This is a genomic window from Algoriphagus locisalis, assembly GCF_900116615.1.
In the GTDB taxonomy this organism is placed as follows: domain Bacteria; phylum Bacteroidota; class Bacteroidia; order Cytophagales; family Cyclobacteriaceae; genus Algoriphagus; species Algoriphagus locisalis.
The window spans coordinates 309,429-334,986 of sequence record NZ_FPBF01000004.1 but is presented as its reverse complement, the minus strand read 5'-3'; the positions used below and the strand labels follow the sequence as shown (position 1 = coordinate 334,986).

The 25,558-nt window shown below is 41.5% G+C and carries 23 protein-coding genes; 13 read left to right on the top strand and 10 right to left on the bottom strand.

The window, feature by feature from the left end; translation table 11 throughout:
- Nucleotides 1-110 precede the first annotated feature (110 nt).
- Together BM386_RS13660 and BM386_RS13655 are read left to right on the top strand one after the other, a co-directional pair.
- A complete protein-coding gene (locus tag BM386_RS13660) occupies nucleotides 111-593 on the top strand; it encodes a hypothetical protein (RefSeq protein WP_091695257.1) in 483 nt (160 codons plus the stop codon).
- Nucleotides 594-595: 2 nt separating this feature from the next.
- Nucleotides 596-1,384 (top strand): DUF1828 domain-containing protein, encoded by a 789-nt coding sequence (locus BM386_RS13655; RefSeq protein ID WP_091695255.1) that lies wholly within the window; start codon nucleotides 596-598, stop codon nucleotides 1,382-1,384.
- Between the two features lie 19 nt (nucleotides 1,385-1,403).
- Here BM386_RS13655 and BM386_RS13650 read toward each other — a convergent pair whose 3' ends face one another.
- The gene (locus tag BM386_RS13650) at nucleotides 1,404-2,261 is read right to left on the bottom strand and encodes an endonuclease/exonuclease/phosphatase family protein (RefSeq protein ID WP_091695252.1); all 858 of its coding nucleotides are present in this window, start codon (nucleotides 2,259-2,261) and stop codon (nucleotides 1,404-1,406) included.
- Between the two features lie 158 nt (nucleotides 2,262-2,419).
- On the opposite strand from BM386_RS13650, the gene BM386_RS13645 reads away from it, so the two are divergent.
- The gene (locus BM386_RS13645) at nucleotides 2,420-3,313 is read left to right on the top strand and encodes a flavin reductase family protein (RefSeq protein ID WP_091695250.1); all 894 of its coding nucleotides are present in this window, start codon (nucleotides 2,420-2,422) and stop codon (nucleotides 3,311-3,313) included.
- 24 nt (nucleotides 3,314-3,337) lie between these two features.
- Here the strand turns inward: BM386_RS13645 and sppA are convergent, their stop codons facing one another.
- On the bottom strand, nucleotides 3,338-5,104 hold the full coding sequence (gene sppA, locus BM386_RS13640; RefSeq protein WP_091695247.1) for a signal peptide peptidase SppA: 1,767 nt from the start codon (nucleotides 5,102-5,104) through the stop codon (nucleotides 3,338-3,340).
- A 71-nt stretch (nucleotides 5,105-5,175) separates the two neighbouring features.
- Between sppA and folK the strand changes: the two genes are divergently transcribed.
- A complete protein-coding gene (folK, locus tag BM386_RS13635) occupies nucleotides 5,176-5,658 on the top strand; it encodes a 2-amino-4-hydroxy-6-hydroxymethyldihydropteridine diphosphokinase (protein WP_091695244.1) in 483 nt (160 codons plus the stop codon).
- 207 nt (nucleotides 5,659-5,865) lie between these two features.
- On the opposite strand, the gene fabD is transcribed toward folK, so the two are convergent.
- From fabD to BM386_RS13620, 3 genes are all read right to left on the bottom strand, one after another.
- The gene (gene fabD / locus BM386_RS13630; protein WP_091695242.1) at nucleotides 5,866-6,741 is read right to left on the bottom strand and encodes an ACP S-malonyltransferase; all 876 of its coding nucleotides are present in this window, start codon (nucleotides 6,739-6,741) and stop codon (nucleotides 5,866-5,868) included.
- Nucleotides 6,742-6,814: 73 nt separating this feature from the next.
- Nucleotides 6,815-7,252 carry a thiol-disulfide oxidoreductase DCC family protein gene (locus BM386_RS13625; RefSeq protein ID WP_091695240.1) on the bottom strand — a complete coding sequence of 146 codons (438 nt, stop codon included), beginning with the start codon at nucleotides 7,250-7,252 and terminating at the stop codon, nucleotides 6,815-6,817.
- A complete protein-coding gene (locus tag BM386_RS13620; protein WP_091695492.1) occupies nucleotides 7,249-10,026 on the bottom strand; it encodes a T9SS type B sorting domain-containing protein in 2,778 nt (925 codons plus the stop codon). The genes BM386_RS13625 and BM386_RS13620 overlap by 4 nt, the downstream gene beginning before the upstream one ends.
- 298 nt (nucleotides 10,027-10,324) lie before the next feature.
- Between BM386_RS13620 and BM386_RS13615 the strand changes: the two genes are divergently transcribed.
- The 9 genes from BM386_RS13615 (at nucleotide 10,325) to BM386_RS13575 (ending at nucleotide 19,377) form a co-directional block, all read left to right on the top strand.
- Nucleotides 10,325-11,005: a succinate dehydrogenase cytochrome b subunit gene (locus tag BM386_RS13615; RefSeq protein WP_091695237.1), complete on the top strand. Its 681-nt coding sequence runs from the start codon at nucleotides 10,325-10,327 to the stop codon at nucleotides 11,003-11,005.
- A gap of 13 nt (nucleotides 11,006-11,018) precedes the next feature.
- Nucleotides 11,019-12,953, top strand: coding sequence for a fumarate reductase/succinate dehydrogenase flavoprotein subunit (locus tag BM386_RS13610; RefSeq protein ID WP_091695234.1), 1,935 nt, complete (start codon nucleotides 11,019-11,021; stop codon nucleotides 12,951-12,953).
- A gap of 119 nt (nucleotides 12,954-13,072) precedes the next feature.
- On the top strand, nucleotides 13,073-13,822 hold the full coding sequence (locus tag BM386_RS13605) for a succinate dehydrogenase/fumarate reductase iron-sulfur subunit (protein WP_091695231.1): 750 nt from the start codon (nucleotides 13,073-13,075) through the stop codon (nucleotides 13,820-13,822).
- 273 nt (nucleotides 13,823-14,095) lie between these two features.
- Complete coding sequence (locus BM386_RS13600) at nucleotides 14,096-14,659, top strand: hypothetical protein (protein ID WP_139235914.1); 564 nt, start codon at nucleotides 14,096-14,098, stop codon at nucleotides 14,657-14,659.
- 232 nt (nucleotides 14,660-14,891) lie between these two features.
- On the top strand, nucleotides 14,892-15,482 hold the full coding sequence (locus BM386_RS13595; RefSeq protein ID WP_091695226.1) for an HD domain-containing protein: 591 nt from the start codon (nucleotides 14,892-14,894) through the stop codon (nucleotides 15,480-15,482).
- 284 nt (nucleotides 15,483-15,766) lie between these two features.
- Nucleotides 15,767-17,203, top strand: coding sequence for a sodium:solute symporter family protein (locus tag BM386_RS13590; protein WP_091695224.1), 1,437 nt, complete (start codon nucleotides 15,767-15,769; stop codon nucleotides 17,201-17,203).
- Nucleotides 17,200-17,640, top strand: a complete 441-nt coding sequence (locus BM386_RS13585) for a GNAT family N-acetyltransferase (RefSeq protein ID WP_091695222.1) — start codon at nucleotides 17,200-17,202, stop codon at nucleotides 17,638-17,640. The genes BM386_RS13590 and BM386_RS13585 overlap by 4 nt, the downstream gene beginning before the upstream one ends.
- Before the next feature lies 1 nt (nucleotide 17,641).
- Nucleotides 17,642-18,724 (top strand): alanine racemase, encoded by a 1,083-nt coding sequence (locus tag BM386_RS13580; protein ID WP_091695221.1) that lies wholly within the window; start codon nucleotides 17,642-17,644, stop codon nucleotides 18,722-18,724.
- A 59-nt stretch (nucleotides 18,725-18,783) separates the two neighbouring features.
- Nucleotides 18,784-19,377 carry a porin family protein gene (locus BM386_RS13575; protein WP_091695218.1) on the top strand — a complete coding sequence of 198 codons (594 nt, stop codon included), beginning with the start codon at nucleotides 18,784-18,786 and terminating at the stop codon, nucleotides 19,375-19,377.
- 439 nt (nucleotides 19,378-19,816) lie between these two features.
- Here the strand turns inward: BM386_RS13575 and BM386_RS13570 are convergent, their stop codons facing one another.
- The 5 genes from BM386_RS13570 to BM386_RS13550 form a co-directional block, all read right to left on the bottom strand.
- Nucleotides 19,817-20,908 carry an SO2930 family diheme c-type cytochrome gene (locus tag BM386_RS13570; RefSeq protein WP_091695216.1) on the bottom strand — a complete coding sequence of 364 codons (1,092 nt, stop codon included), beginning with the start codon at nucleotides 20,906-20,908 and terminating at the stop codon, nucleotides 19,817-19,819.
- Entirely contained in the window at nucleotides 20,908-22,200 is a 1,293-nt protein-coding gene (locus tag BM386_RS13565) for a parallel beta-helix domain-containing protein (RefSeq protein ID WP_091695213.1), read from the bottom strand. Before BM386_RS13565 ends, BM386_RS13570 begins: the two co-directional genes overlap by 1 nt.
- Nucleotides 22,201-22,414: 214 nt before the next feature.
- On the bottom strand, nucleotides 22,415-23,320 hold the full coding sequence (locus BM386_RS13560; RefSeq protein WP_091695211.1) for an NAD(P)/FAD-dependent oxidoreductase: 906 nt from the start codon (nucleotides 23,318-23,320) through the stop codon (nucleotides 22,415-22,417).
- A gap of 68 nt (nucleotides 23,321-23,388) precedes the next feature.
- Nucleotides 23,389-24,111, bottom strand: coding sequence for a 3-ketoacyl-ACP reductase (locus tag BM386_RS13555; protein ID WP_091695208.1), 723 nt, complete (start codon nucleotides 24,109-24,111; stop codon nucleotides 23,389-23,391).
- 131 nt (nucleotides 24,112-24,242) lie between these two features.
- Nucleotides 24,243-25,454 (bottom strand): hypothetical protein, encoded by a 1,212-nt coding sequence (locus tag BM386_RS13550; protein ID WP_091695205.1) that lies wholly within the window; start codon nucleotides 25,452-25,454, stop codon nucleotides 24,243-24,245.
- Nucleotides 25,455-25,558 lie beyond the last annotated feature (104 nt).

Here is a 25,558-nt window from a genome sequence, read left to right as displayed (position 1 = left end):
GCTTTTTTGCTTTTAAAAGAAAATGTTGTAAGTGTGAGGATTAAGCATTTCCTTTAAAAAGGAAACGAGTATATTTTTAAGGGGAATTCCTATTGAAAAAATTTTTGTTTATGGGACTAGAAATTATTACAGATGAGTTGATTCAGCATTTACTGAAAACTCCTAAACGGGTTGAGAATCCAAAAGCTAGAAAAAAGACCGATTCAGGAAACGAGCGGGTTACTTATATTGTGTCAGATGATGAAGGAAATCGCTTTAACCTTTATTTGAGACAAAATTATAAGCCGGGCATGGAGGATGCTTTTTCTTGCGGTTTGTCATATATCCTTCCTAGTGGAGAGGCATTTACATTAGTGAGGTATAACGGCCCCAGTCACGATCATCCTAATAAATTAGAAAAAGAGCGTATCGGTTATGTTCCGCATATTCATACTTCCTCACGACGCTATCTAGATGAGACTGGCAAAGCAGATGGATTTGCAAAAGGCACTGACAGATTTCGTACACAAGAGGGAGCCTTGGCTTGTTTATTGAAGGATTGTAATGTTACTGGATTGACTGCTAATCCAGATCAACCCAGCTTATTTATATAATTATGAAAATTATAGACACCAATATTCAAGAACTCCAAGCAGCCCTATGCCAGCAGTTTTGTGCTGATATCAAAGTCAGCAAAAAGAACGATAAATTGATTAGGGTAGAAACACCTTTTTATTTTTCAGATGGTGACCCGTATCAAATTTATCTCTCAGAGATTGAAACAGGTGGCTTCAGAGTCACTGATATGGGACATACCTTAATGCAGATGAGCTATGAAAATGATATTGATCTCTTGCGAAAAGGTACAAGAGGAACTCTTTTAAGTCAGATAAAATTAGAGCTTGGTTTACAAGAAGATGATGGAGCATTTTATTTGAACTCTACTTTGAAAGATATCCCAGAAAATATTTTAAAATTAGGCCAAGGGATCACCAAAATTCAGGATTTGACTTTCTTGAATCGAGCAAGAGTGGAAAGTACATTTTATGAAGATCTTGAGGAGCGACTTTATCATATCGTGGATGCAGAAAAAGTGGTTCAGGATTATGTCTATTATAACATGGAAAATGCAGATGACTATCCTATCGATTATATGATACCAGGGAAGGAGGAGCCTTTATTTTTGTTTGGAATAGGGAATCGAGACAAAGCGAGGTTAACGACAATTGTTTTAGAAAGGCTTATTCGGCACAAAGCTTCTTTTGAGTCATTAATCATATTTCAAGACTTTGATAGTATTCCCAAGAATGATGCAAAACGATTAATGAATGTGGCTGGAGAAATGATAAGCTCATTGGATGCAAAAGAAGATTTAAGTCGAAAAATCCTCAAAAGAGTTGCTTGAAGATAAATCCAAGGAATGATTAAAACTCAACCTCTACTAGCACTGGAAAGTGATCCGAAGGATACTTTTTTCCATAATTGTCAGTCAGGATTCCATGGCGGATTACCTTAAGATTCCCTTTAACAAACACATGATCGATGATGCCATCAGGCATTCTTTCCCAGTCAAAACCTGTGAAAGTTCCCGAAGGTCCATAAGTTGGGATTTGAGAAATAAGTCTAGCATCTTTCCAATCTGGACTGGAAGTGATAGTGGAATATGCGGCATTCTCTGGGGTGACGTTAAAGTCGCCCATAAGGATAGCAGGTGCATTTTCTTTGTTGATAATTGATACTTGAGCCATGACTAGCTTGCTGCTTTCTTCCCGAGCTTGCTGGCCTATGTGGTCGTAGTGAATGTTGAAAACATAAAATATTTTTCCTGCTTCGTCTTTGAATTTCCCCCAAGTACAGACTCTGTTTAGCGAAGCATCCCAACCTTTACTTGGCTTTTCAGGAGTGGGAGAAAGCCAGAAAGTACCTTGATCCAGCATATCAAACTTCTCAGGATTGTAAAGGATGGCAGCATATTCACCTTTATCGGTTCCATCATCACGACCGACGCCGATAAATGAATAGCCTAGTTCTGATTTCAAATCTACCAGCTGATTATGCAGGGCTTCCTGTACTCCAACCAATTCGATTTGGTGAAATTGGATCAGGCTTGCTACCTGAGGAAGACGATCCTCCCAGAGATTTCCCACGTCATTTGGATTCGCATACCGAATATTGAAAGTCGCGAAATTGTGAGTTTGGGCATTGGAAATCGTATTAATTCCCAAAGAGAGAGCCAAAAAGAAAAGGCATTTTTTTGATAAAATTATCAGGGTTTTTGTCATGATTTTAGAACTTATTCTTTCGAATTGGTTTAAGTATATAAAATTGAGTCCTAATTTTATGAATACCAAGGTGAAGAGCTAAGACTTTAGCTTCGTGGATTCGAATTTTCAATATTCATCGGACATCCGACACCGAACATCCAACTATTAATTATCAAATGAAAACCTTTTATCCCAAAGACCTCACTACTCAAGAATTTCATGGATTGCTTCAAGGAGCAGTTGCTCCACGGCCAATCGCTTTTGCCAGTACAATTGATAAAGCCGGAAATGTTAACCTGAGTCCGTTTAGTTTTTTCAATCTGTTCAGTACCAATCCTGCGATTCTGATCTTTTCTCCATCAAGGCGTGTGCGTGACAATACAACTAAGCATACGTTGCAGAATGTACTGGAGGTGCCTGAAGTGGTGATTCATGTGGTTCATTTTGGCATAGTGGAGCAGATGTCCCTAGCAAGTACAGAGTATGAGAAAGGGGTAAATGAGTTTGAGAAAGCGGGATTTACCCAAGTGAAATCAAACGAAGTGAAGCCTCCAAGAATCAAAGAAGCACATGTGGCTTTTGAGTGCAAGGTAAATGAGGTGAAATCCCTAGGCGATAGCGGAGGAGCTGGCAATTTGGTGATTTGCGAGGTTCTGGTAGCGCATGTGAATGAAGCGATCCTGGATGATGCGGGTGTGATTGATCCTCGTAAGCTTGATGCTGTCGCCCGACTGGGTGGGAACTGGTATAGTCGTGCCAGCGGAGCCTCGCTCTTTCAGATTCCAAAGCCCTTGCGAACACTTGGTGTTGGGATTGACCAAATGCCAGCTGAGGTGAGGAACAGCACAATTCTGAGCGGGAATAACTTAGGAAGGTTAGGGAATGTAGAGGCATTTCCAAGTGATTCAGAAGTAGCAAAATTCGGGGAAAGCGCAGAAATTCAAGAGATGAGACTTCGCTTCAAATATGATCCTGATTCCCTAATTGATCATTTACATTTATTGGCTAAAGAAGCGTTGGATGAAGATGAAGTGGAGAGAGCTTGGTTGATACTGATGCAAAAGTCATAAAAAAAGCGGCCTGAGCCGCTTTCCTTATTTTATGATGAAATCCTGTGGCATTCTCACCTGAATGCCTTCGTAGGTTTTTAATTTTTCTACTTGCTTGATGAGTTCGTAGTTTGATCCCAATTTACTTTGGAGCATTTTTATCTGAACGTTATTCCCCAAGTCTTCCATGATAGTTTCGAACCAAGGTTTTTTGGTAGGGTAATAAACTACTCGGTAGTCATCCCCAGCTCCAATTCTAGCTGCAGCAAGATCGATGGTAGTTTCTAGGCCTCCAAGCACATCGACCAGTCCTCTTTCTTTGGCTTGATTTCCAGTCCAAACTCTGCCTGAAGCTACTTCTTTTACGGCTTCTAGAGACATTCCTCGCCCCTCTGATACTCTGGTGACGAAAGTCTCATAACCATCTTCCACGGTGCTTTGAATGATATTACGCTCCACCTCGGTCATTTCTCTGGTAGGGTTCATAAAGTCAGAAAGCTCACCGGTTTTTACCACATCCACTGTTATACCAAGGTGATCGTTCAATAATTCCTGCGCATTGAACATCATTCCGAAAATGCCGATTGATCCTGTAATGGTATTTGGCTGCGCAACAATGGTGTCTGCAGGTGCTGAGATATAATATCCACCAGATGCTGCTACTTCACCCATAGATACGTAAAGAGGCTTAGCTTTTTTGGCTTCGGCCATTTCTCTCCAGATCACTTCCGAAGCGACCACCGATCCTCCAGGAGAATTCACTCGAAGTACGATAGCCTTGATATTATCATCTTTTCTGGCTTTGCGTATTTCTTTAGCAAACTTCTCAGAGCTGATCACGCCCTCAGCCTCTCCACCGACGATTTCTCCTTCAGCGATGATTACAGCGATTCTATTTTTGGAAGTCAGGTTTTTGGATTTCACAGTTTTATTCAGGTCTGTGACGTTGATTGAGTTGATATCATCGTCTTCGTCTATGCCCAGTTTCTCTTTCAACTTGGAAAGCACCTGATCCATATAAAGTAATTCTGTCGCCAGACCATAAACGACCGCATCCTGAGGCTTGCGAACCAGCATCATGTTATTGATTTTCTTCAGGCTGTCGTAAGGAATTCCTCTGGACTCTGACACTCCGTGCAGAGCAAATTGATTCATGTCATCCAAAAATGATTGGGTTTGAAGTCTGGCTTCGGGGCTGTTTTTCTCTAGGATAAATGGCTCTACTGCAGATTTGAATTCTCCCACTCGAAAGATTTCAGGTTTTACTCCTACTTTTTCAAAAAGTCCTTTAAAAAAAATACCTTCTGAAGATAACCCATTGAAGTCGATGCCTCCCAGTGGATTGAGGTAAATCTCATCAGCTACCGAAGCGACAAAATATCCTCCTTCTGTATAGGCCTCGTCGTATGCGATGATGAATTTCCCTGAAGTTTTGAAATCCTCTAATGCCTGCCGAAGTTCAAGCAAACTTGACTGTCCGGCGAAAACCAATCCGGTATTCAGGTAAATTCCTTTAATGTTATCGTTTGTTTTGGCCTCAGCAATTGCTTTTTTGAGGTTTATCAGGCCAGCGTTGAATTCCTGACCAAATGGATTTCCAAACATGGAAAGATCCAGATCATCTTCAGATGTTCGCTCGACGATAGTTCTGCCATTTAGGTCAAGGTGCAAAATTGTGTTTTCGCTTACAGTCACTTCTTCATCTCCGCTTGCGGCTACTATGCCGATCAAACCAAACATCAGAAGCACACTCAGTATGCTAAAAACAAAAAGACCAACGATCACCGCCAGTACATTTCCTAAGAATTTCATAAGCTAAATTATTTGAAGCTCCAAAATAACCTAATTTGGACCATGTTTACAAAAGCAATAATACGGAGAGAATGTTTGAGAAAGTTGTATTGATTTTAGGAGGGAACAAAGGAGATAGAAGTGAGCTATTGAAGTCTGCTGTGAGGGAAGTTTCAAAGCTTGGGGAGTTGACCCTTATTTCAAAGGTTTATGAAACCGAAGCTTGGGGAGGAGTAGCCGAAGGGCCTTTTTTGAATCAAGTTGTAGAAATCAAGACTGCGTATTCAGCACCAGAACTTCTAGTTTTTGCGCAGCAAATCGAAAAAAAACTCGGAAGAAAACGTGAAGAACACTGGGGGGATAGGACGATGGATATTGATATAATTTATTTTGGCGGTAAGGTCATAGAGACTTCCGCGCTGAAAATCCCTCATCCTTTTTTGGCAGAGCGGAAGTTTGTGCTCGTTCCGTTGGCTGAGATTTTGCCAGAGTTTGTTCATCCTGTTTTGGGGAAAAGCAGTTTGCAAATGTTGGAAGTCTGTGAGGATAGGAGTGAGGTGAAAGAGTTTTTGTAAAAGAAGTGATTAGTACCGTTTGTGACTGGGAAAAGTAAAATGTGTTAAGTTTATTCAGAGGTTTAGATAAATGCTGTCAAAGGATTCTACTTTCAAACTTGACTTATTTATGATTTACAATCCTTTTCTTCCAAACAAAAAAGCTTGGTCCAAATCTTCATGATTTGAACCAAGCTTATAATTTATTGCTCTATTTGCCTCCTGCGGTTAAACTCCTGAAACCTCCGCTTCAGGATGAATCTTTTTGACTAGACCCTGTAGTACCTTTCCTGGTCCGCATTCCACGAATTCTGTGGCGCCGTCAGCTACCATATGTTGAACTGACTGCGTCCATTTCACTGGCGCAGTGAGTTGAGCGATGAGATTGGCTTTGATCTCAGAAATGTCGGTCACCGCCGTTGTGCTCACATTTTGATAAACTGGGCAGCTTGGCGTATGAAAAGTAGTTGCTTCGATAGCTGTCTGCAATTTTTCACGGGCGGGCTCCATCAGGGGTGAGTGAAAAGCTCCACCTACTGGCAAAGGTAAGGCGCGCTTTGCCCCGGCTTCTTTCATTTTTGCACAGGCAATCTCGATTCCTTTAATGGAACCAGAAATTACCAATTGACCTGGACAGTTATAGTTTGCTGGCACGACCACTTCTTCGGTGATGCTGGCACATATCTCTTCTACTTTTTCGTCTGGCAATCCAAGAATTGCTGCCATAGTGGATGGGTTGATCTCACAAGCCTCCTGCATGGCAAGCGCTCTCTGGTAAACCAATTTCAAGCCGTCTTCAAAGGCAAGCGTTCCATTGGCAACCAAAGCAGAAAGTTCTCCCAAAGAGTGACCTGCAACCATGTCAGGAGCAAAATCAGGAGTTGTTTTGGCTAAAATCACCGAATGAAGAAATACAGCAGGTTGTGTGACGTTGGTTTGCTTCAGTTCTTCAGCGGTTCCCTCAAACATGATGTCTGTGATACGGAAGCCCAATATCTCATTAGCACGCTCAAATAATTCCTTTGCTTTTGGATTTTCTTCGTAAAATTCTTTTCCCATTCCTGGGAATTGGGCACCCTGGCCCGGAAAAACAAATGCCTTCATTTAACTGGTATTTTTTGTTCGGGGCAAATATAAGCCTTTTCCTAAATGTGGGGCTCCTCAGAAAATCTACGGATCAAAGAGCGAAGCCTGTTTGGTTTAGGTTTTCTTCGGAAAGAAATTTGGCTTTTTCCGCAGGACTAGCAATTCTGCATGTGTTTTTCTTCCCAAACCAACGGTATCTGTTAGCTCCTATCCAATCGTAAATTGGGTCTCGGAGGAATGTTGGTATTATCATAAAAACATACAAAGTCGGCCAGAGTCCTGAGAGGTTACGGGCGATTTTAAGTGCGGCGGTACTTTTGTAGTAGATTTCTCCAGCTTCTACAAGCACGATAGAATCCAGGTAGTCTTCCCTGACATCAAATTTGGCAAGGATTTGCTTACTGAAACTCTCCTGCAATGCCCCCACTAGGAAGTGATTCTTTTTGTCTCGCTGGATTACAAAATCTATGGAAGTATTACAGAGATTGCACACCCCATCAAAGAATATGATAGATTTTACTTTGGTCATCGAATAAGTTGAATCGTTCCTTTTAGGGTCTGCTCTTTTAGTGCAGGATCAAGAACGTCAAATACAACATTGCCAGAATAATAGTAGGTTCCAGCTGGTAACTCATTCCCGTTTTTATCTCTACCGTCCCATCGGATATAGATGTCGTTTTCAGCGGATTCCAGGCTGTTGTATGAGTAAACTTCCGCTCCCCAACGATTGACAATGAAGATGTCAACTCCCAATACAAACCTTGGGCATTGCGCAAACGGATTATCAAAAGCCATGAAGGTCTCATTCACACCATCTCCATTTGGAGTGAAGGCATTTGGAAGATTGTACCTTGGACAGTTGTCCACGCAGACGATATTACTTGGCTCAGATTCATTCCCAGACCGATCTACAGCTGTGATATAGTAGCAGCCACGGTAGTTTGGAAGATCTGAAATAGTGGTTTCAAGGTCTAGGGAAGAAAGTTCTGCTACCAATTCAAATTGGCCAGATTCACCGTCAGGAGTAAAATAAAGTCTATAGCCGCTGAGTTCATCGTCACATTCGCCTGAGAAGTCTGGATCCCAACTCAAGTCATGTTCATAAGTGGAATTGTTGCATGGAACTTCTGCTACATACTCTGTGCATTCTGGACCTTCGAAGGTCAATACCGGAGGACATGGCAATCGGTTGTCATCTGGTTTTGCACAGGCGATTTGTGATTTGTTTTCAAGAGGATAGACTAGTCCAGCTACATTATAAGAGCCTTTTGTAATGATGTAATAGCAGTATTCTATTTCTTTTTCCAGCGGAACACCGTTGAAGCTACCGTCGTCCAAGTAAGTAAAACCTTCAGTGGTCACATCCACCTCTGCTATTTTTTCAAAAGTCGTATCATCTGCTGCAGCCGCATCTGTTCTGTTTCTATAAACCTCGTGCTTGTATTGGCTGACGGAATTATTCCATGGGACTGTAAACTCCCAGTTTACTTCAATCGCCTCATTGATAATAGTCAAATCAGTCCAAACTGAGGAGGCTTTTGAGGATGTGTCAATTTTTGTATTTCTGTCAAGAAGAACTACTTCGTAATTGTAAACTAGATTCTGGGTGTTTAAACCTGTATCAGTGAAGAGTGTATCAGAAGTGATTCCCAAGGATACTTGTCCAGAGTTGCCGGTGAAACCTGTGCTGCGCAAAAGTTCATAGCTGTAAGGTCCAGGGAATTGCACTTTGTCAATGTCGTATGGAGGAGTCCATTTTACAAAAATTTCCCCATTACTAGGATCAGTTTCCTCTACGCTTACATTAGTGATAATCGGCACATCCACATCAATTGTCACACAGATTTCCTCTGACACTATACTTTCACCAAGTCTAGGTTCAGGATAAGCAGCGACTAATCTGTAGCAGTAGGTGTTGCCAGGAGCCAAACCTTCCCCGCCATTTGTATCGAGGAAATCCAGCGTTTGCATATCGGTGGTTCCTATCAATTCATAGCCTGCACGGATTCCTGTTTCACAGCTGTCTGGAAGGTAAGGATCTGAGTTTATCCTTCTCCAGATCTGCATTTCGCTGGCTGAGTTGGCGCAGACGTAAGGATCCCAGTTCAGTTCCACTTCTCTGCCTTGCATTTGTTCGATTTCGTCAAAGACTGGCGGTGGCCCAACTACTTTGATGCGCCAGGTTTTAATGTCCACCAGTGCAGGGCCGGAACTTGGATCATCTGTGATTCTCACTCGGACCTCATACTCCCTCGCTCTCACGTGATTGCAGACAGTTTGCCAATCGAAATTCACAATTCCTGGAGTTGGCTGGTAATCACCTTCAGGAGAGTAAGAAGCTGGTGAGGTAGTTATTTCAATTGGTTCGCCAAAAACCTCAATCTTTATTGGATCGCCATCCGGATCTTCGCCTTGGATTATTTCTTCTATTAAGGTACCTGCTTCTACACAAAGGTCTGGAGGCAAAATTAACTCAGGCCTCCTATTGTTTGAGTTTTCTATAATGATCTGCATGTCTCTGACCACATATCCAATCAATTCCCATTCACCATCGAGTTTTCGGTATTCTTTGATTCGAAAGGCCACGTTGAATTGGCCAGCAGTGCCAGGCGCATCCCAAATTAAATCTCCGGTCAGCTCATCTATTGTCAGGAATGCTGGTGTAGTACCATCTTCTTGGCTAAAGCTGAATTCTGGAGAAGCAGGACTTCTGTAATTATTTACCGGTCTTTCAAACTGCTGCTTAGGTATGTCCATTTCATAAGCTAAGCTGTCTCCATCTGGATCATAAGCACCAGGATTGTGAATGTATCGAACGTTGACAGCTCCATTGTCAACAGGAGGGATTGTCAGGACTGGCGAGTTGTTTACTCCGATAAATGGGTCGATAGTGATCTGAGTTTCTACATAAAACGGAGTGTCAACCGAATTGTCCATGTTCAGAGTTCGGTCGTTTCGATTAAATTCCTGAAATCTGATGGTATAAGTTCCAGGGCCTTGAAAAACATGTGATATTACAAAAGTGTTCTTTTCGATTAGATTTCCTAGATCTTCTACCATCTCAAAATCATTCTCGGTGTTCAATTCAGTGAACCTTCCATCGCCAAAGTCGATTTCTCCAGGGCCAAAAATCACATTTGATCGCGTATCTGTGTAGCCCACTACGATGATTCTATATTCCAAGGATGAAGGCGATACCCGCTCAGCAGTGATTTCACCTGCTCTAATGTGGGTCGCCCAGGCGTCAGAAATCCCTGCAATCAGGAAGAATAAAAAAAGTCCAAGGGTGAGATTCAGCTTCATATTGGTCAAGTTCATTAGTAACTAGGATAGAATGTACGAATTTATCTTCTTCTAAGGTTTTAGCTTACATTTTCTTCCTATACGAAATAAATGGAAGTAAGTAGAAAAACCCCGCAAAATCAAACATAAAATCTCTTCATATGGTTATAGCCACAAAGAATTCAAAAGTCACACATCTTTATTTAGAACTGATTAAAATAAGAGAAGTGTTTTTGAATGGATTGTTTGCTAGTAGTTCCAAATGTAAATTTGGCACAATTAATCAAAGATTTCGTTTTAATCTAATCGCAAAAATTGTATGAGCTGGGTTACAAAAACCTTGAGTAGCACAATAGGCAGGAAACTGATCATGGCATTGACCGGACTTTTCCTGATCCTGTTTTTGACAGGTCACGTTTCGGGTAATTTACTGTTGTTTAAGGATGACGGAGGTGAGGCATTTAATATTTATGCCAAGTTCATGACTACAAATCCCGCAGTAAAGTTGCTTTCTTATCTGACCTATATTTCCATTATCGGCCACGTGGTATTTTCCATTTGGCTTTCTAGAAGAAATAAAGCAGCAAGGCCAGTTGGTTATGGCGTTTCTACTCCTCCCTCTACCACACTTTCTTCCCGCAACATGGGGATCTTAGGTACGATTATTTTGATTTTCATCGTAGTGCATATGCAGAGCTTCTGGGCTCAAATGCACTGGGGAGATCTTCCTGTGGTAACTTATGAAGGAGAACAATACAAAGACTTATTTAGCATAGTTTCCTTTGCCTTTCAAAATGAACTGATGGTAATTGGATATGTAGTGGCGATGGCTTTCCTTGCCTTCCACCTTTCTCATGGCTTCGCTAGTGCATTCCAGACCTTGGGTTTGAACCATGCTAAATATTCTCCAGCCATCGCGGTGATCGGAAAAATCTATTGCATTCTGGTGCCAATTCTTTTTGCCAGCATGCCAGTTTATATCTATTTCACACAGAGCTAATCAATAGTCCCCTATGATACTAGATTCAAAAGCCCCAATCGGACCTTTAGCCGAAAAGTGGACTAAACATAAGTTTAACAGTAAGCTGGTGAACCCAGCAAATAAGAGAAAATACGAAGTTATCGTTGTAGGTACCGGTCTTGCCGGAGCCTCAGCGGCTGCTTCTTTGGCCGAACTTGGCTATAAAGTGAAGGCTTTTTGCTTTCAGGATAGCCCTAGGCGTGCGCACTCTATCGCTGCACAAGGCGGGATCAACGCTGCCAAAAACTATCAAAATGACGGTGACTCGGTTTTCAGATTGTTTTACGATACTATCAAAGGTGGTGATTACCGTTCCCGTGAAGCCAATGTCTATCGTCTTGCAGAAGTGTCTGTAAATATCATTGACCAGTGTGTGGCGCAGGGCGTTCCTTTTGCCAGAGAATATGGTGGCTTGCTTGCCAACCGTTCTTTCGGTGGAGCTCAAGTGTCCAGAACTTTCTACGCTAGGGGCCAAACAGGACAGCAGTTGTTGCTTGGAGCATATTCTGCATTGAGTCGTCAGGTGGCCAATGGTAAAGTGAAACTTTATCCACGTACCGAAATGATGGATGTCGTAACTATCGACGGACATGCAAGAGGTATTGTGACCAGAAACTTGATTACCGGCGCTATCGAAACTCACGCTGCTCACGCAGTTCTATTGTGTACCGGTGGTTACGGAAACGTATTTTTCCTTTCTACCAATGCGATGGGATCGAATGTGACTGCTGCTTGGAGAGCGCATAAGAAAGGTGCTTACTTCGCCAATCCTTGTTACACGCAGATTCACCCAACTTGTATTCCAGTGTCAGGAGATCATCAGTCCAAGTTGACTTTGATGTCTGAGTCTTTGAGAAATGATGGTCGGGTTTGGGTGCCAAAGACCAAAGAAACGGCAGAGAAACTTCGTAAAGGAGAAATCAAGCCAAAGGATATCAAGGAGGAAGACAGAGATTACTACTTGGAAAGAAAATATCCTTCCTTCGGTAACTTGGTTCCTCGTGATGTGGCTTCCAGAAATGCGAAGGAAGTCTGTGACGAAGGTCGAGGTGTAAATGAAACTGGTGAAGCAGTGTTCTTGGATTTCCGTGATGCGATCAATCGTGACAGTGAGGATGCGATCCGAGCGAGATACGGCAACTTATTTGACATGTATCAGCAGATTACGGGTGAAAATCCTTACCAGACTCCAATGAAAATATATCCAGCAGTTCACTATACTATGGGTGGACTTTGGGTTGATTATAACTTATCTACTACCGTTCCCGGGCTTTATTCACTTGGAGAAGCCAACTTCTCAGATCACGGAGCAAACAGATTGGGAGCTTCTGCTTTGATGCAAGGTTTGGCTGATGGTTACTTTGTGATACCTTATACTATCGGTGATTATTTGGCACAAATCGGCCCAGCGCCAGTAGATGCTAATCATCCTGAATTTGCGAAAGCAGAAAAGGGTGTAAAAGATGCGATCCAAAAGCTATTGACTATTAACGGTAGCAAAACCGTCGATCACTTCCATAAGGCGCTAGGACGTATCATGTGGGAATACTGTGGTATGGCCAGAAATGCTGAAGGATTGACCAAAGCAAAAGGAATGATTCAAGAGCTGAGAAAAGATTTCTGGGCAAACGTGAAAGTGCTTGGTGCAAATGAGGAACTCAACCAGACTTTGGAAAAAGCAAGTCGAGTAGCTGATTTCTTGGAGTTAGGCGAACTAATGATAGATGATGCACTCAATAGAAATGAGTCTTGCGGTGGACACTTCAGAACAGAATCCCAGACTCCAGAAGGGGAAGCATTAAGAGACGATGAGAACTTTGCTTACGCAGCAGCTTGGGAGTTTATGGCTGAAAATGCCCCAGAAACACTTCACAAAGAGCCGTTGGTGTTTGAAAACGTGAAGTTGACTCAGAGATCCTACAAATAAATTCAAGACTTTAATTCATAGAATAATATGAAATCGAGCATTGCACAAACGACATACTGTGAGACAATTATCGGTCAAGCGAGATTCTATATGACCTTTAAAAGACAAATAATAATCATATGAAACTGACATTAAAAATATGGAGACAGAAAAACGCCAGCGATAAAGGCGGTTTTGTCACCTATCCAATAGATGGTATTTCCACTGACATGTCATTCCTCGAAATGATGGATGTCTTGAATGAGGAACTAGCTGTCAAAGGAGACGATCCGGTGCACTTTGATCACGATTGCCGTGAAGGTATCTGTGGTATGTGCTCACTCTATATCAATGGCCATCCCCATGGGCCTAAGCAGACTACTACCTGTCAACTACACATGCGTTCTTTCTCGGATGGAGATACCATCACGATCGAACCTTGGAGAGCTGCAGCTTTCCCAGTAGTAAAGGATTTGGTGGTAGATCGTGGAGCATTTGACAGAATCATCCAAGCTGGTGGCTACGTGTCTGTGAATACAGGCGGTGTACCGGATGCAAATGAGATTCCTATTCCAAAGAGAATTGCAGATGAGGCTTTCGATTCTGCGACTTGTATAGGTTGTGGTGCTTGTGTGGCGGCGTGTAAGAATGCTTCTGCTATGCTATTCACCTCTGCAAAAATCTCTCAGTTGGCAATGCTTCCACAAGGTCAAGTCGAGCGTATGTCCAGAGCAGAGAAGATGGTTGCGCAGATGGATGCCGAAGGTTTCGGAGCTTGTACCAATACAGGTGCCTGTGAAGCAGAATGTCCTAAAGGTATCAGCTTAACGAATATCGCTAGAATGAACAGAGAGTATTTCTCAGCTTCTGTGAAAAGCGAGAATGTATAATTGAATTTGAGAATTCACATAGAATTGAAGAAGCCGGCGCGAGTCGGCTTTTTTTGGTTTTGGGAATGGGCGAGTTGCGGATATCCAGCCTATAGAGAAATACCCGCAACTGGTAAGATAAGGAGATTCAATCGTCGAACTAGAAGTGATTCTTGTCAGTAATGATGAAAAGTTAGTTGTTACGAGGCCAGGTATGCGTTTTAGTAAGGGTTTTCTCTTAATTTGAGGCATCGATAGCAAGTCAGTTCTAAATGATTAGAATTCTCTGGATATATGAAAAATAACCGCAATTGCGGATATAATACGTTATCTGTCAGCAGGAATCCCATGAGCAAAACTTTCCTTTTAATTGCTATTATTACTCTGACAGCTGCATGTAAGTCAACGCAAATTCTTGAAGGAACCTACCATAATAACTGCCCTATAATTGGGTTTTTTGGAACAACCATAAAGTTCAAGCCAGACTCAACATTTGAATATAGTTATGCTGGTGATTTAATGAGCGACCGAGCCATCGGAACATATTCTGTTAACGGTAGAACTATTGAACTCAGTTTTATAGAAGAACCTCAAGAAGAAATGATTGGATCTTATACTTTGACTGATTCTCTGGGGAACGTTGATACAGTCTACTATGACATGAATATCAACTATGCCGAATCTTCTAGACCAACCTACTTTAAGATTTCAGGAAACAAACTTTATCGGATGAACGAAGAGGGAAAAACATTTAAGCGTGAACAATGCTATAGCAGAACAAAGAGATTTTTGTTTTGGGGTGACAGCTACCTAACTCGAAGAAAATATTATCTAAAGAAAGCAGAAGCCGACAGATAACATTCGGTATGAAATCATGGCGGTTCAGCGGAACACGATACTTTTCTGCTTTCTGGAAGCCTCGCCAAATCTGCGATATCGCCGATGTGTCGAACAAATATTGGTTGGCCAAATCACAGATTTGGCTATTTTGTACTCGAAACTTTAACGATATCAAACCGCCACGATTCATACTGTGGCGTTAGCGGTAATTTCTCCAAAACTTCTTTGCCTCTTAAAAATCATCTTTACCATGAACCCTTCTAATCTATTACAACAAGTAGCTTTCATCAAAGAAATAGATAAGCTGAAATACATTCAGCGCAAAACCCGCTTATTCAAAAGCGATAGGCAGGAAAATGATGCGGAGCATAGTTGGCATTTGGCGATGATGACGATTGTATTAGCAGAGCATTCCGATAAGCCTATCGATGTGCTTAAGGTGGTGAAAATGGTCTTGATCCATGACATCGTTGAAATCGATGCCGGTGATACTTTTATCTATGATTCCACAAAGAACCATACCAATACAGAAGAAGAACTTCTTGCCGCTAAGCGGATTTTTGGGCTTTTACCGAAGGAGCAAGCGGAGGAATTTATAGCGGTTTGGGAAGAGTTTGAAGCGGGTGAGACTGATGAAGCAAAATTTGCAAAAGCAATGGATCGCTTTGAACCTTTGCTACAAAACACCTCAAATAATGGTGGGACTTGGGCAGAATATGATGTTCCATATCAACAAGTTTACGACAAGAAAAAGGCAATTAGAGAAGGTTCTACAGCTATTTGGAATTATGCAGAGAACTTGATTAACGAAAGCCTAGAAAAGGGAATTCTGAAAAAATGAGGGGATTAAACAAAGCTTGTTACAACGCTTTTGTGAATGGTGATGTTTATAATAAATGAAAAAGCCGACGAGAGTTGGCTTTTTTAGGTTTTGGAGGGATTTTCATTTGCCATTTTCAAAATGTCAACAGCTCTCATTCTTGTTTTTAGAACTATTCCAATCAAAAATTGCACTGATGGATCAATATTACCCTTAATACCAATTAAAATTTTGAATATGAGGCTTATTGCTTAACTTTGAAAAATTATATTTCAAAAAGCTTTTGTTACAAATAGAAAATAGATATGAGTTATTTAGATCTGGGGATCTTTGTGGCCTACATGCTGGCGATGCTGGGTGTGGGATATTTTTACATGAAACAGAACTCAGGTCAGGAGGATTATTATGTGGGAGGTCGCAGTATTGGGCCTTGGCACATAGGACTTTCAGTAGTAGCCACTGACGTAGGAGGAGGTTTCTCTATAGGTCTTGGTGGACTAGGATTTGTGATGGGAATGTCCGGTTCTTGGATGCTTTTCACAGGACTTTTGGGAGCTTGGCTCGCAGCTGTAGTGTTAATTCCCAGGGTCAAGTCTGATTCCGCATTTTCTAAGTTTTTTACCTTTCCGCAGATCATCGGACATCTTTATAATTCCACCACTGCCAAAGTAGCTGCAGTCATCTGTTTTCTAGGATACCTAGGTTTTACCTCTTCACAGCTTCTAGCTGGTGCAAAGCTCGCTTCTGGGACTTTCGAAGAGCTAGACCTTTCTTATGCGCTTTTGATCATGGGGGCGGTGGCAGTGATTTATACCGTGATGGGCGGATTAAAGGCGGTAATCTATACCGATACCATACAGTGGATTGTCTTGATGGCAGGTTTGATGTTTATCGGAATTCCGATTTCCTATAATTATGTGGGAGGATGGGAAGGCATACAAAGCACGTTGCCTCAGGAATTTTTCTCTTTTACTAACCTTACTTGGCAGGATCTCGCCAACTGGGGGATTACGATTATCCCAATCTGGTTTGTGGGTATGACATTATATCAGCGGATTTTCGCAGCTCGGGATGTTAAGTCTGCCAAGAAAGCTTGGTTTATCGCTGGGCTATTTGAATGGCCAATCATGGCACTTTTAGGCGTTTCTTTGGGTTTACTATCCAGAGTGGCAGTGGAGCAGGGTGCATTGGAAGGTTTCACGACCGCGATGGATCCAGAGATGGGGCTTCCGGTTTTGCTTAGTCAGATCTTGCCAGCAGGTATTTTAGGCTTGATGATGTCAGCATATTTCTCAGCAGTATTATCTACAGCAGATTCCTGCTTGATGGCAGCTTCGGGAAATTTGACTACCGATATTTTGGGTAAATTCTTTATCGGGAAATCTCTTAAAGAAGAGATGCGCATTTCACAGCTATTGACTTTGTTGATAGGAATCGTGGCGATAATAATTGCTTGGCAAATGACAGAAGTACTCAGTTTGATGCTATATTCCTATGCCTTTATGGTTTCTGGGCTGTTGGTTCCAGTAGTTGCGGGGTTGTTTTTCAAGCAATCAAGTGCTACAGCAGCCACTGCATCTATGATTACTGGAGGTTCGCTGACAGCTGGATTAATTATCGCCGAAGTCGCGCTTCCTTTTGGCTTAGATGCCAATTTATTCGGGCTCACGCTCTCCTTGCTGACGTTTTTGTCAGTGATTTATTTCGAAAAAAATAACAGTTCAAAGTTAAAATCTATATGATCAAACTAGAAACTCTATCCACTATTGACTCTGCGACGTATTTGCAAAAAAATGAAATCGCAGACTTTCTCTTTGTTCACCTTGGCCAATATGGTGATCCGAAAGAGGATATTATGAAGTGCCTTGATTATGCCTTGGATCAAAGTCTCCACGCCGGAGGTTTTGTGGTGATGGCCAGGGAAAATGGCAAATTGCTTGGCGTTTTGGTGATGAATAAAACTGGAATGTCAGGATATATCCCTGAAAATATCCTCGTTTACATCGCTGTAGATGCTGAACAAAGAGGAAAAGGAATTGGGGGAAAAATTATGGATATGGCTATCAAAATGGCTAATGGTTCTATTGCCTTGCACGTGGAGCCGGACAATCCTGCCAAGAAGCTATACGAAAGAATAGGCTTTACCAACAAATACCTTGAAATGAGGTTGACTAAGTGACATGGCTTACCTGACTTTAAATAGACCTAAGCTCAAAGAAAACTTTGAGTTTCTTAAAAAGACCTTTGCAGAAAGCGATATCTCCTGGGGAGTAGTTTCCAAATTGCTTTGTGGCAACAAACTTTTTCTTCAGGAACTAATTGATCTTGGCGTAAAGGAAGTCCATGACAGTAGGATAGGTAACCTTGAAATTGCCAAAAGTCTCGACCCCAACCTACAAACTGTTTATATCAAGCCTGTATCCAAAAGATATGTGCGTAAAATGGTGCAGTTTGCTGACGTCAGCTTGAATAGCGAGCTGGAAACTATTCGTTGGATAAGTCAGGAAGCGGTAAAGCAGGGAAAGAAGCACAAGATTATTATTATGGTGGAGACAGGGGATCTTCGCGAAGGAGTAATGGGTGAGCGATTAGTGGAATTTTATTCCCAAATCTTCCATCTTCCAAACATAGAAATCATTGGCTTGGGTACCAACCTGAATTGCCTGAATGGTGTGATGCCATCGACAGATAAGCTTATTCAGTTATCGCTTTACAAGCAGATTATCGAACTCAAATTCAATAAGGAAATCCCTTGGGTTTCTGCCGGAACTTCAGTAACAATTCCGTTGATGTTAACCCACCAACTTCCCAAAGGAATCAATCATTTCAGGGTAGGTGAGACCCTTTATTTTGGGCTTGATTTGTTTGAGGAAAAGGTAATCGAAGGGATGAACGGAGATGTTTTTGAGCTGCATGCGGAGATTATCGAAATGCAGGAAAAGCCTCTTTTACCCGTTGGAAATCTGGCTGCTAACCCTCAGGGAGAAACTGCTGAGATCGATGAAACGCTGTATGGACAAAGTTCTTTCAGAGCCATTATTGATATAGGTTTGCTTGACGTAGATCCTAAATACCTTATACCAGCCGATGGAGATTATGAGATTTTAGGCGGTAGTTCGGACATGTTGATTATCAATTTGGGGCAGAATCCAAATGGCTATAAAGTCGGAGACACCCTCAACTTTGACATGAAATATATGGGTGCACTTAGCTTGCTTAATTCGGATTACATCGATAAGAAAGTAATCGAGAAATTAGATTAGAGAATTGTTTTTGGCATGGTCGTGGGAATACAGTGGGGAAAACCAACTAGTATTTGACTATGAAAAAAGTATTCTTAATTATCGCCCTTGGACTTGGAATGGTCCAGCTTTCCCAAGCCCAGTCTTCTGAAAAACCAGGCGGGTTCGGTGTTCGAGGCGGAGCCAACTTATTCAATTTTGGGGGAGATGATGTCTCTGAAAATTCTTACACCAATCGGGTAGGCTTCCATGTCGGTGGATACACCATGTTATTTATGACGGATAGATTGGCTTTGGAGCCAGGAGTTTATTACTCTGTGAAAGGAACTCAGAATGACGACTTTGTGGATAGCCGAGCGATCTTAGGATATGTTGACATTCCTGTACTATTTCGACTTTATCCATCCGATGGATTTAATGTTTTTGCAGGACCGCAGATCTCATTCTTGGCAAGTTCTAAGTTTGAAGGTGATTTCTTTGGAAATACAGTTTCCTACGATTCTGAGGCGATCAAGGAGACAGATATTGGATTGGTATTAGGTTTGGGCTACAATCTACCTAAGGGATTCAACGTGCAGGCATCCTATGACTATGGCTTTACACCTATCTTTAAAGATAGTGATGCTGATGTGTATAACAGGGGATTTAAGCTTTCTGCTGGATATACTTTCTAAGGAATAATGTGATAATATGAATATACGGAATGATGCCAATAACCAATATTTCTCTGCTCAAGCGGCCAGAAGACCGATGACCGAAGACCGAAGTACCCTCAATTCTTAAGTTTAACATATCCTATGCTGCTTTTGCTTCCTTACTGGCAGAAAAGAGGATATACATATTTAATAAGGTAAAATGCCTCCGACTTTAAACCGGAGGCATTTTTTTTGATCCACTGAGTTCACCGCACAATTGGAGCGCGGTTCTTTTGTCCCAGAGGGACATCTGGTTGGTAGTCTTGGAGTATTGGATTTATGTTTTACGTTCCATAGGAACGTTTGATTAAAATTACCATTCGTTCCTAAGGAACGATAATACACAGACATATTTTATTGCTACCAACGAATCGTTCCGATGGAACGAAAATAGCCGCCTGAGTTTTGAGGGTAATCCCTACTTCATCCCATTAATCCAATCCTTGATTAGCTGGACGCCTTCCTTGTGGACGGTCGTTCTTCCCAGCTCCGGCATTGCGATTCCTACTTCCGTGGAGTTCATCCTATGTGGAATGATGGATTCATCTGCTTTTCCAGGCACGATATCAAAATCAAATGTCCCCGCACCATTGCCCGCCGCAACGGGGATTTTGTTCACGCCAAGTTTTCTTGGATCAGTTTGATCGTAGGTAAGGAAAAGCCCAGAAGTGCTTGCCGGACCTTCTGCGCTATGGCAATGCGAGCAATTGATGTCTAGGTAAGCCATGGCTCTGTCATCCAGAGGAAGGTTTTCATCCTCATAGTTAATCATCGCTGGGTGGGCTTTTTCTCCCTCAAAACCTTCCAGTTTTCCTAACTCTGTCCAGTACGCCAATTGGTTAGCTTTTCCTGAATTAAATTCCAGCTCATTATTCAGGTGCTGAACTTTTACTCCAATTGGAGCCAATACCTCAGACTTGTTGTGGCAGGTTTTACACTGATTTTTGTTTGGAACGAGGTAGTTGATTACCTGGTCTTTCCCATCATAATCTGTGAAAGATACCTCGATTTCTCCGCCTACTACTTTTAGGATCGCTTCAGTTTGGCTTTCATTCCAAATGTAAGGATAGGCTACCCAGCCTTTTTCCTCATTGATCAATAGTCTTGTCTCTATGATTCTTCTGGCACCTTCGGGCTTTCTGAAGTCTTCCGGATAATAGAAGTTCTTGATGAGAACAGTGCCTTGAGGGAAATCAAGTTCATTCGAAGTAAGAGAAGCTTTTTCCCCTTCTGGAAAGAAAATAAAGCGAATTTTCAAGGCATAATCTGTGAAAAGCGAAGAGGCAGGTTTGTAAGGAATCACTTCTTCCACTGGGCTCAATTCATTCAATTCACCAGAAAAGAAACCATAGGTGGAAAGCCTTCCGTATGGGAAAACGCCATCTGCCGATTCTTCTTTTAAAGTAGGTTCTTGTACAGCTGCTGTTTCGGGTTCGGTTTTACAGGCAACGATTAAAACTGTAATTACTAAAACAAGATTGAGCCCCCAGAAAATTTTACTAGTTCTCATTACATTTCAGCTATAGCGCTGACATTGGTTTCTACAGGGACTGAGCAGTTTTGGAAAGGAGTAGCATCTGCAAACGCTTCAATGTTATCTTCTCCTTTGGATAGATCGAATCTGGTAAAGAATAGATCTGCTATATTTTTCTCCGAAAGGCACAGGTTCATCGGGTTAGAAGTGATGTCTTTGCTGATAGATTCATCCCAAATGCCATCGTAAATAATGTCCTGGGTTTTGGCTTTGCCATGCGCATTATAAATGCTGATCAATTGTCCCAACTCGCGGCTTAGATCTGGAAAGCCCTTAGTACGATCATACTCATTGTCATGAATGTAAATGTCGCTGGTGAAAGGTGACCAGTTTGGGGCTTCACTTGGAAAGCCTGTGATCTGATAGCTGGCAATCGCAATTCCTGTAGTCTTGTTGCGAAGGATGCGGTTATTGTAGATTTCTACTTCTTTTGCTGCCAAAAGAATCACACCGGATCCTGGAGGGATCATAGTAACGGTATTGCCATTTGGTCCTTCTCCGATAGCTGTAGCAAAGTTCTCGTGGTTGTTTTCGATGATGTCGTTATCGTAGATTTTGGTTTTTGCACCGTCAGCTTTTGGCAAGCCTGGTAAGTTGAAAACCAAAATCCCACCTGCATTGTCACGGGCTACATTGCCGAATACTTCCGCATTGTCACAATTTTCGATTTCTATACCAGCTACATTTCCGAAGGCAAGTGAGTTTTTGACAATAATGTTTTCGGACTGGCCTACATAAATACCTGCGTCACGAGAGTGAGAGGCAATTACTTCGTCTATCATCACATTTTTACACTGCACAGGATAAATGGCGTAAGTGCCATTTTTTGATTTGTCGCCATTCGTCCAGGTGACGTTGATTCTGCGAAAAGTAATGCCATCGGTATGCTGTACTTTCACTCCATCTCCTGGGGCATCTTCTACAGTTAGATCTTGGATAGTCAGGTTATTTCCTACTAGTTTGATGCCTTCTCCACCGGTTTTGAGGTTTTTAAATGAAAGGACAGTTTCCTTCATTCCAGCACCCTTGATGGTGATGTTTGACTTATTGTCAAGAATCAATTGGGTGTTTAATTCATAAAATCCGCCTGGAATCTCAATCGTCGCTCCATCTTCAGCCATGATAAAGTCTTCGATGACTTTTTCTGTCTGCTCTTGAGACATTCTTGGAAGCGCAGAACTGTCAAATGTCTGTTCATTGGAAGAGCTGCTGCAGCTGAAAGCAATTATTGAAATTAAAAATAAACTGAAATGCTTGAGTTGAGTCATGGGGCGTGAATTGATTTTAATAATTCCTTCAAAGCTAAGGACATAGGAAAGCTTATGCCTTGACTTTTGTCAAAAAATAGAATTATACATGGTAAAGCATCAAAAAGACAAGCAAATGTTTGCAGCTCAATGCAAATTGGCTTCACTCATTCGCTTGTCAAATCGCTTCATCAGACTCCCAATTGGTTCTCACTAAAGGGAGGAATCAGTCTTTCTAAAACTCCTCGTCAATCAATTCCTTGTTGCAGACTGCTCCCGCCATAGTTCCTGAAGAAACCGCAAATGCTACAGATCGGAACATGTTGGTATTATCGCCACAGGCAAAAACTCCCGCTACAGTAGTTTTTTGAAGCTGATCTACTTCCAGATATCCATTGCTTTTCAGCTCACATCCGAGTGAGGCAATGATGGAAGAGTTCTGTTCAAAATCAGGTTTGGCGTATAGGGCATTTAGGGAAACTGAGCTTCCATCTATTAAGTTAATACTTTGAATCCGGCCTTCCTGATGCTGAATTTTCTCAATTTCAGTTTCAATGATTTTGACATTTTTCGACTTGAGCAATGCTGTTTGTTCTTTGGTCAACGTAGATTCTCCATTGGTAAACAAAGTCAAATCTTTGGTCCAGTTAGTGATCATTTTTCCAAATTCAAAAGCAAATTCCCCATTTGCCAAAATACCCGTGCGTTGGTTTCTGACTTCATAGCCATGGCAGTAAGGACAGTGGATGACAGAAATTCCCCAGCATTCTGCTAAACCTGGGATTGCCGGAAGAATATCTTTCACTCCAGTGGCGAAAATCAGCTTTTTGGAGTGGAATACTTCTCCTTTTTCAGTTCGGATCTCAAAACCTGAATTGATCTTTTTTCCTTCGATGGCAAAACCATCAAGAAAAGTCACTGTATCGTATTTCGCCACCTGCTCTCTGCCAATCCTTGAGATTTCTGCAGGTGTACTTCCATCCTGAGTCAAAAAATTGTGGGAGTGTGGTGTTTGCCTGTTGCAGGGTTTGCCAGCGTCAATGACCAGAACTTTTCGTAAAGATCTGCCCAAGGCCATTGCCGCTGCAAGTCCTGCATAGCTTCCGCCGATGATGATTACTTCGAATTGATTGCTTTCCATTTTTAAAGAGTTTTGTGATAGTTAAGCAACCATACTAAATGCAATTAAGTTGCATTTAAAACTGAGTTTTATGGATTAGTGGACCAAAGTCCCACTTCTTTCACTAAAGCCCTTTTTGGCAGTTTCAAGTGAGCTACCAGCAATTCCGCAAAATCCTCTGGTTGCAATACTTTGTCAGGATTTCCATCTGTCAGATTGTTGTCTTTAGCTAAGTCAGTTGCCACTGTGCTAGGACTCATGCTAAATACGCGGATATCTGACTTTCTTACTTCCATCATCAGTGATTCTGTCAGCCCATTCAGTCCAAATTTGGAAGCGCTGTAGGCACTGGTCATCGGATTTCCTTTCTGTCCGGCAGTAGAAGAAACATTTACAATATCTCCTGATTTTCTTTCCAGCATTCCTGGAAGTACTTCATGGATTACATAGTAAACGCCAAAAAGATTGACCTTCACGATATGCTCCCATTCGCTAACTTCCAGATCGAGGAATTTACCAAATTTGCCTGTTCCGGCATTATTCACCAAAATATCAGGTACGCCGACTTCGGAGATCAATGAAGCGATTGCAGTTCTGATACTCGTAAAATCCGACTGATCCGCTACAGCTATTGCGACTTTCAGCGAGGAGTCGATGGCAGCGACTTCATCCTTAACCTTTAAAAGATCAGATTCTGTTCTGGATAAAATGGCCAAGTGAACTCCTTCTGCGGCAAGAGCCAGGGAAATAGCTTTACCTAATCCTTTTCCTGCGCCAGTGATCAGCGCGCTTTTTCCTTTAAGTGATTGCATAGTTTTCTTTTTCTTGAATAGTGACAAAACAGCTAGCAAGGAATAGAGTTCTATTTAGGATAGTTTTTATCTAGAAAAATCCAGTTCTTATTAAGAAAGGAGGGGGAGAAAGGTAGTAAAACTAAAAGATGTTAATTATTATACAGTTGATATACTGATATGGATTCATCTTCTGTCATACCTTCGGAGTTTGATTGGTTTATTTTCTTAGTGATTCCTGCACCTCCTAAGTAGAGGTGAGACAGATCAGAAAGGAAATGAGGATGAGCCTCCTTTAATTCTTCTGGAAGTGTGATAGAAAATGAACTTGCTGGCCCATTTATGCTCCAAATGAAAGAGCGAGAAGTAGGCAGCCCATTTGTAACACTCTTAGATGACTGGAAACCCACACTGTAATGCCAAGCGTCTTCAACTGTGGTTTCAAATTGAAAATCAGAGATCGTATTTTTAGCAATCTTTACATCATCTATATCCAGGAAAGTAATCTTATCTGGTGGACTTCCAATTTTCGAATAGTAATAGAATAGATTTTGATTTGCTGCTTTATAGGCGGTGATACTAGTCGCATAAGTCTTTAAGTCACCAATATATTCCAGTTTATAATGGTCTTCCTGAGCATTATAAAAACCCCTATCTCCGAGAATATAATTTGGGAAGTTTCGCCCATCTCTCTTATCCAAACTTAGGATTCTGTAGCCAAAAAATAAAAAATCTTCTTTTGGAACTTCCAGAATGATGTCAAACGCCTTCATTTGTTTATAATCCAGATTGTAAGTTTTATCTTTTTGAGGATTATCGATATAGGAATACCGTCTTTCAGAATCTCGGCTTGCTATAGCCATGTAATGCTTTACTCCTGAAAACAATTTTGCATTCTCATCATAGAGATTCGTGTAAACAGAAAAATCAGACATCCAGCCCTCAGCTGTTACATACGCTCCGACTTGCTCATCATCAGTGACTTTTACTTTGAAAGTGCCAGTCTGAACTGGCGCTTTTGATGAGTCCTTTTTTAAAACCATTCCGAAAGTCAAATCTTGATTAGAAAATGTGCTCATATGTTCCTGATGACCATATTCACCTTTTGTGATCGTGTAGATACTTATGAAATACTTTCTGTCTTTGTCCACCAAGAATTCGACGGTTTCACCATTTTGAATTGCACTGTAAGCTATAGCCTTACCAATTGAATCATGTTGGATGATATACATTTTTTGATTTTCATCTATATAGTCCACGGATTGAACTTTGAATTTGTCAGATGATGGAGAATCTGGATTCTCATCCTCAACACAGGATAGGAATGATAAAACGCAAATGACTACTGGCAGGATTCTTTTCATTCGGCAAAAATATGTGTTGGTATGGTAAAAAGGTTTGTTGTTCTAATAATAATTTAGTGAACAAGGTGTTTTCATTTTTGGATTCCCATTCGATCTGTTAATAA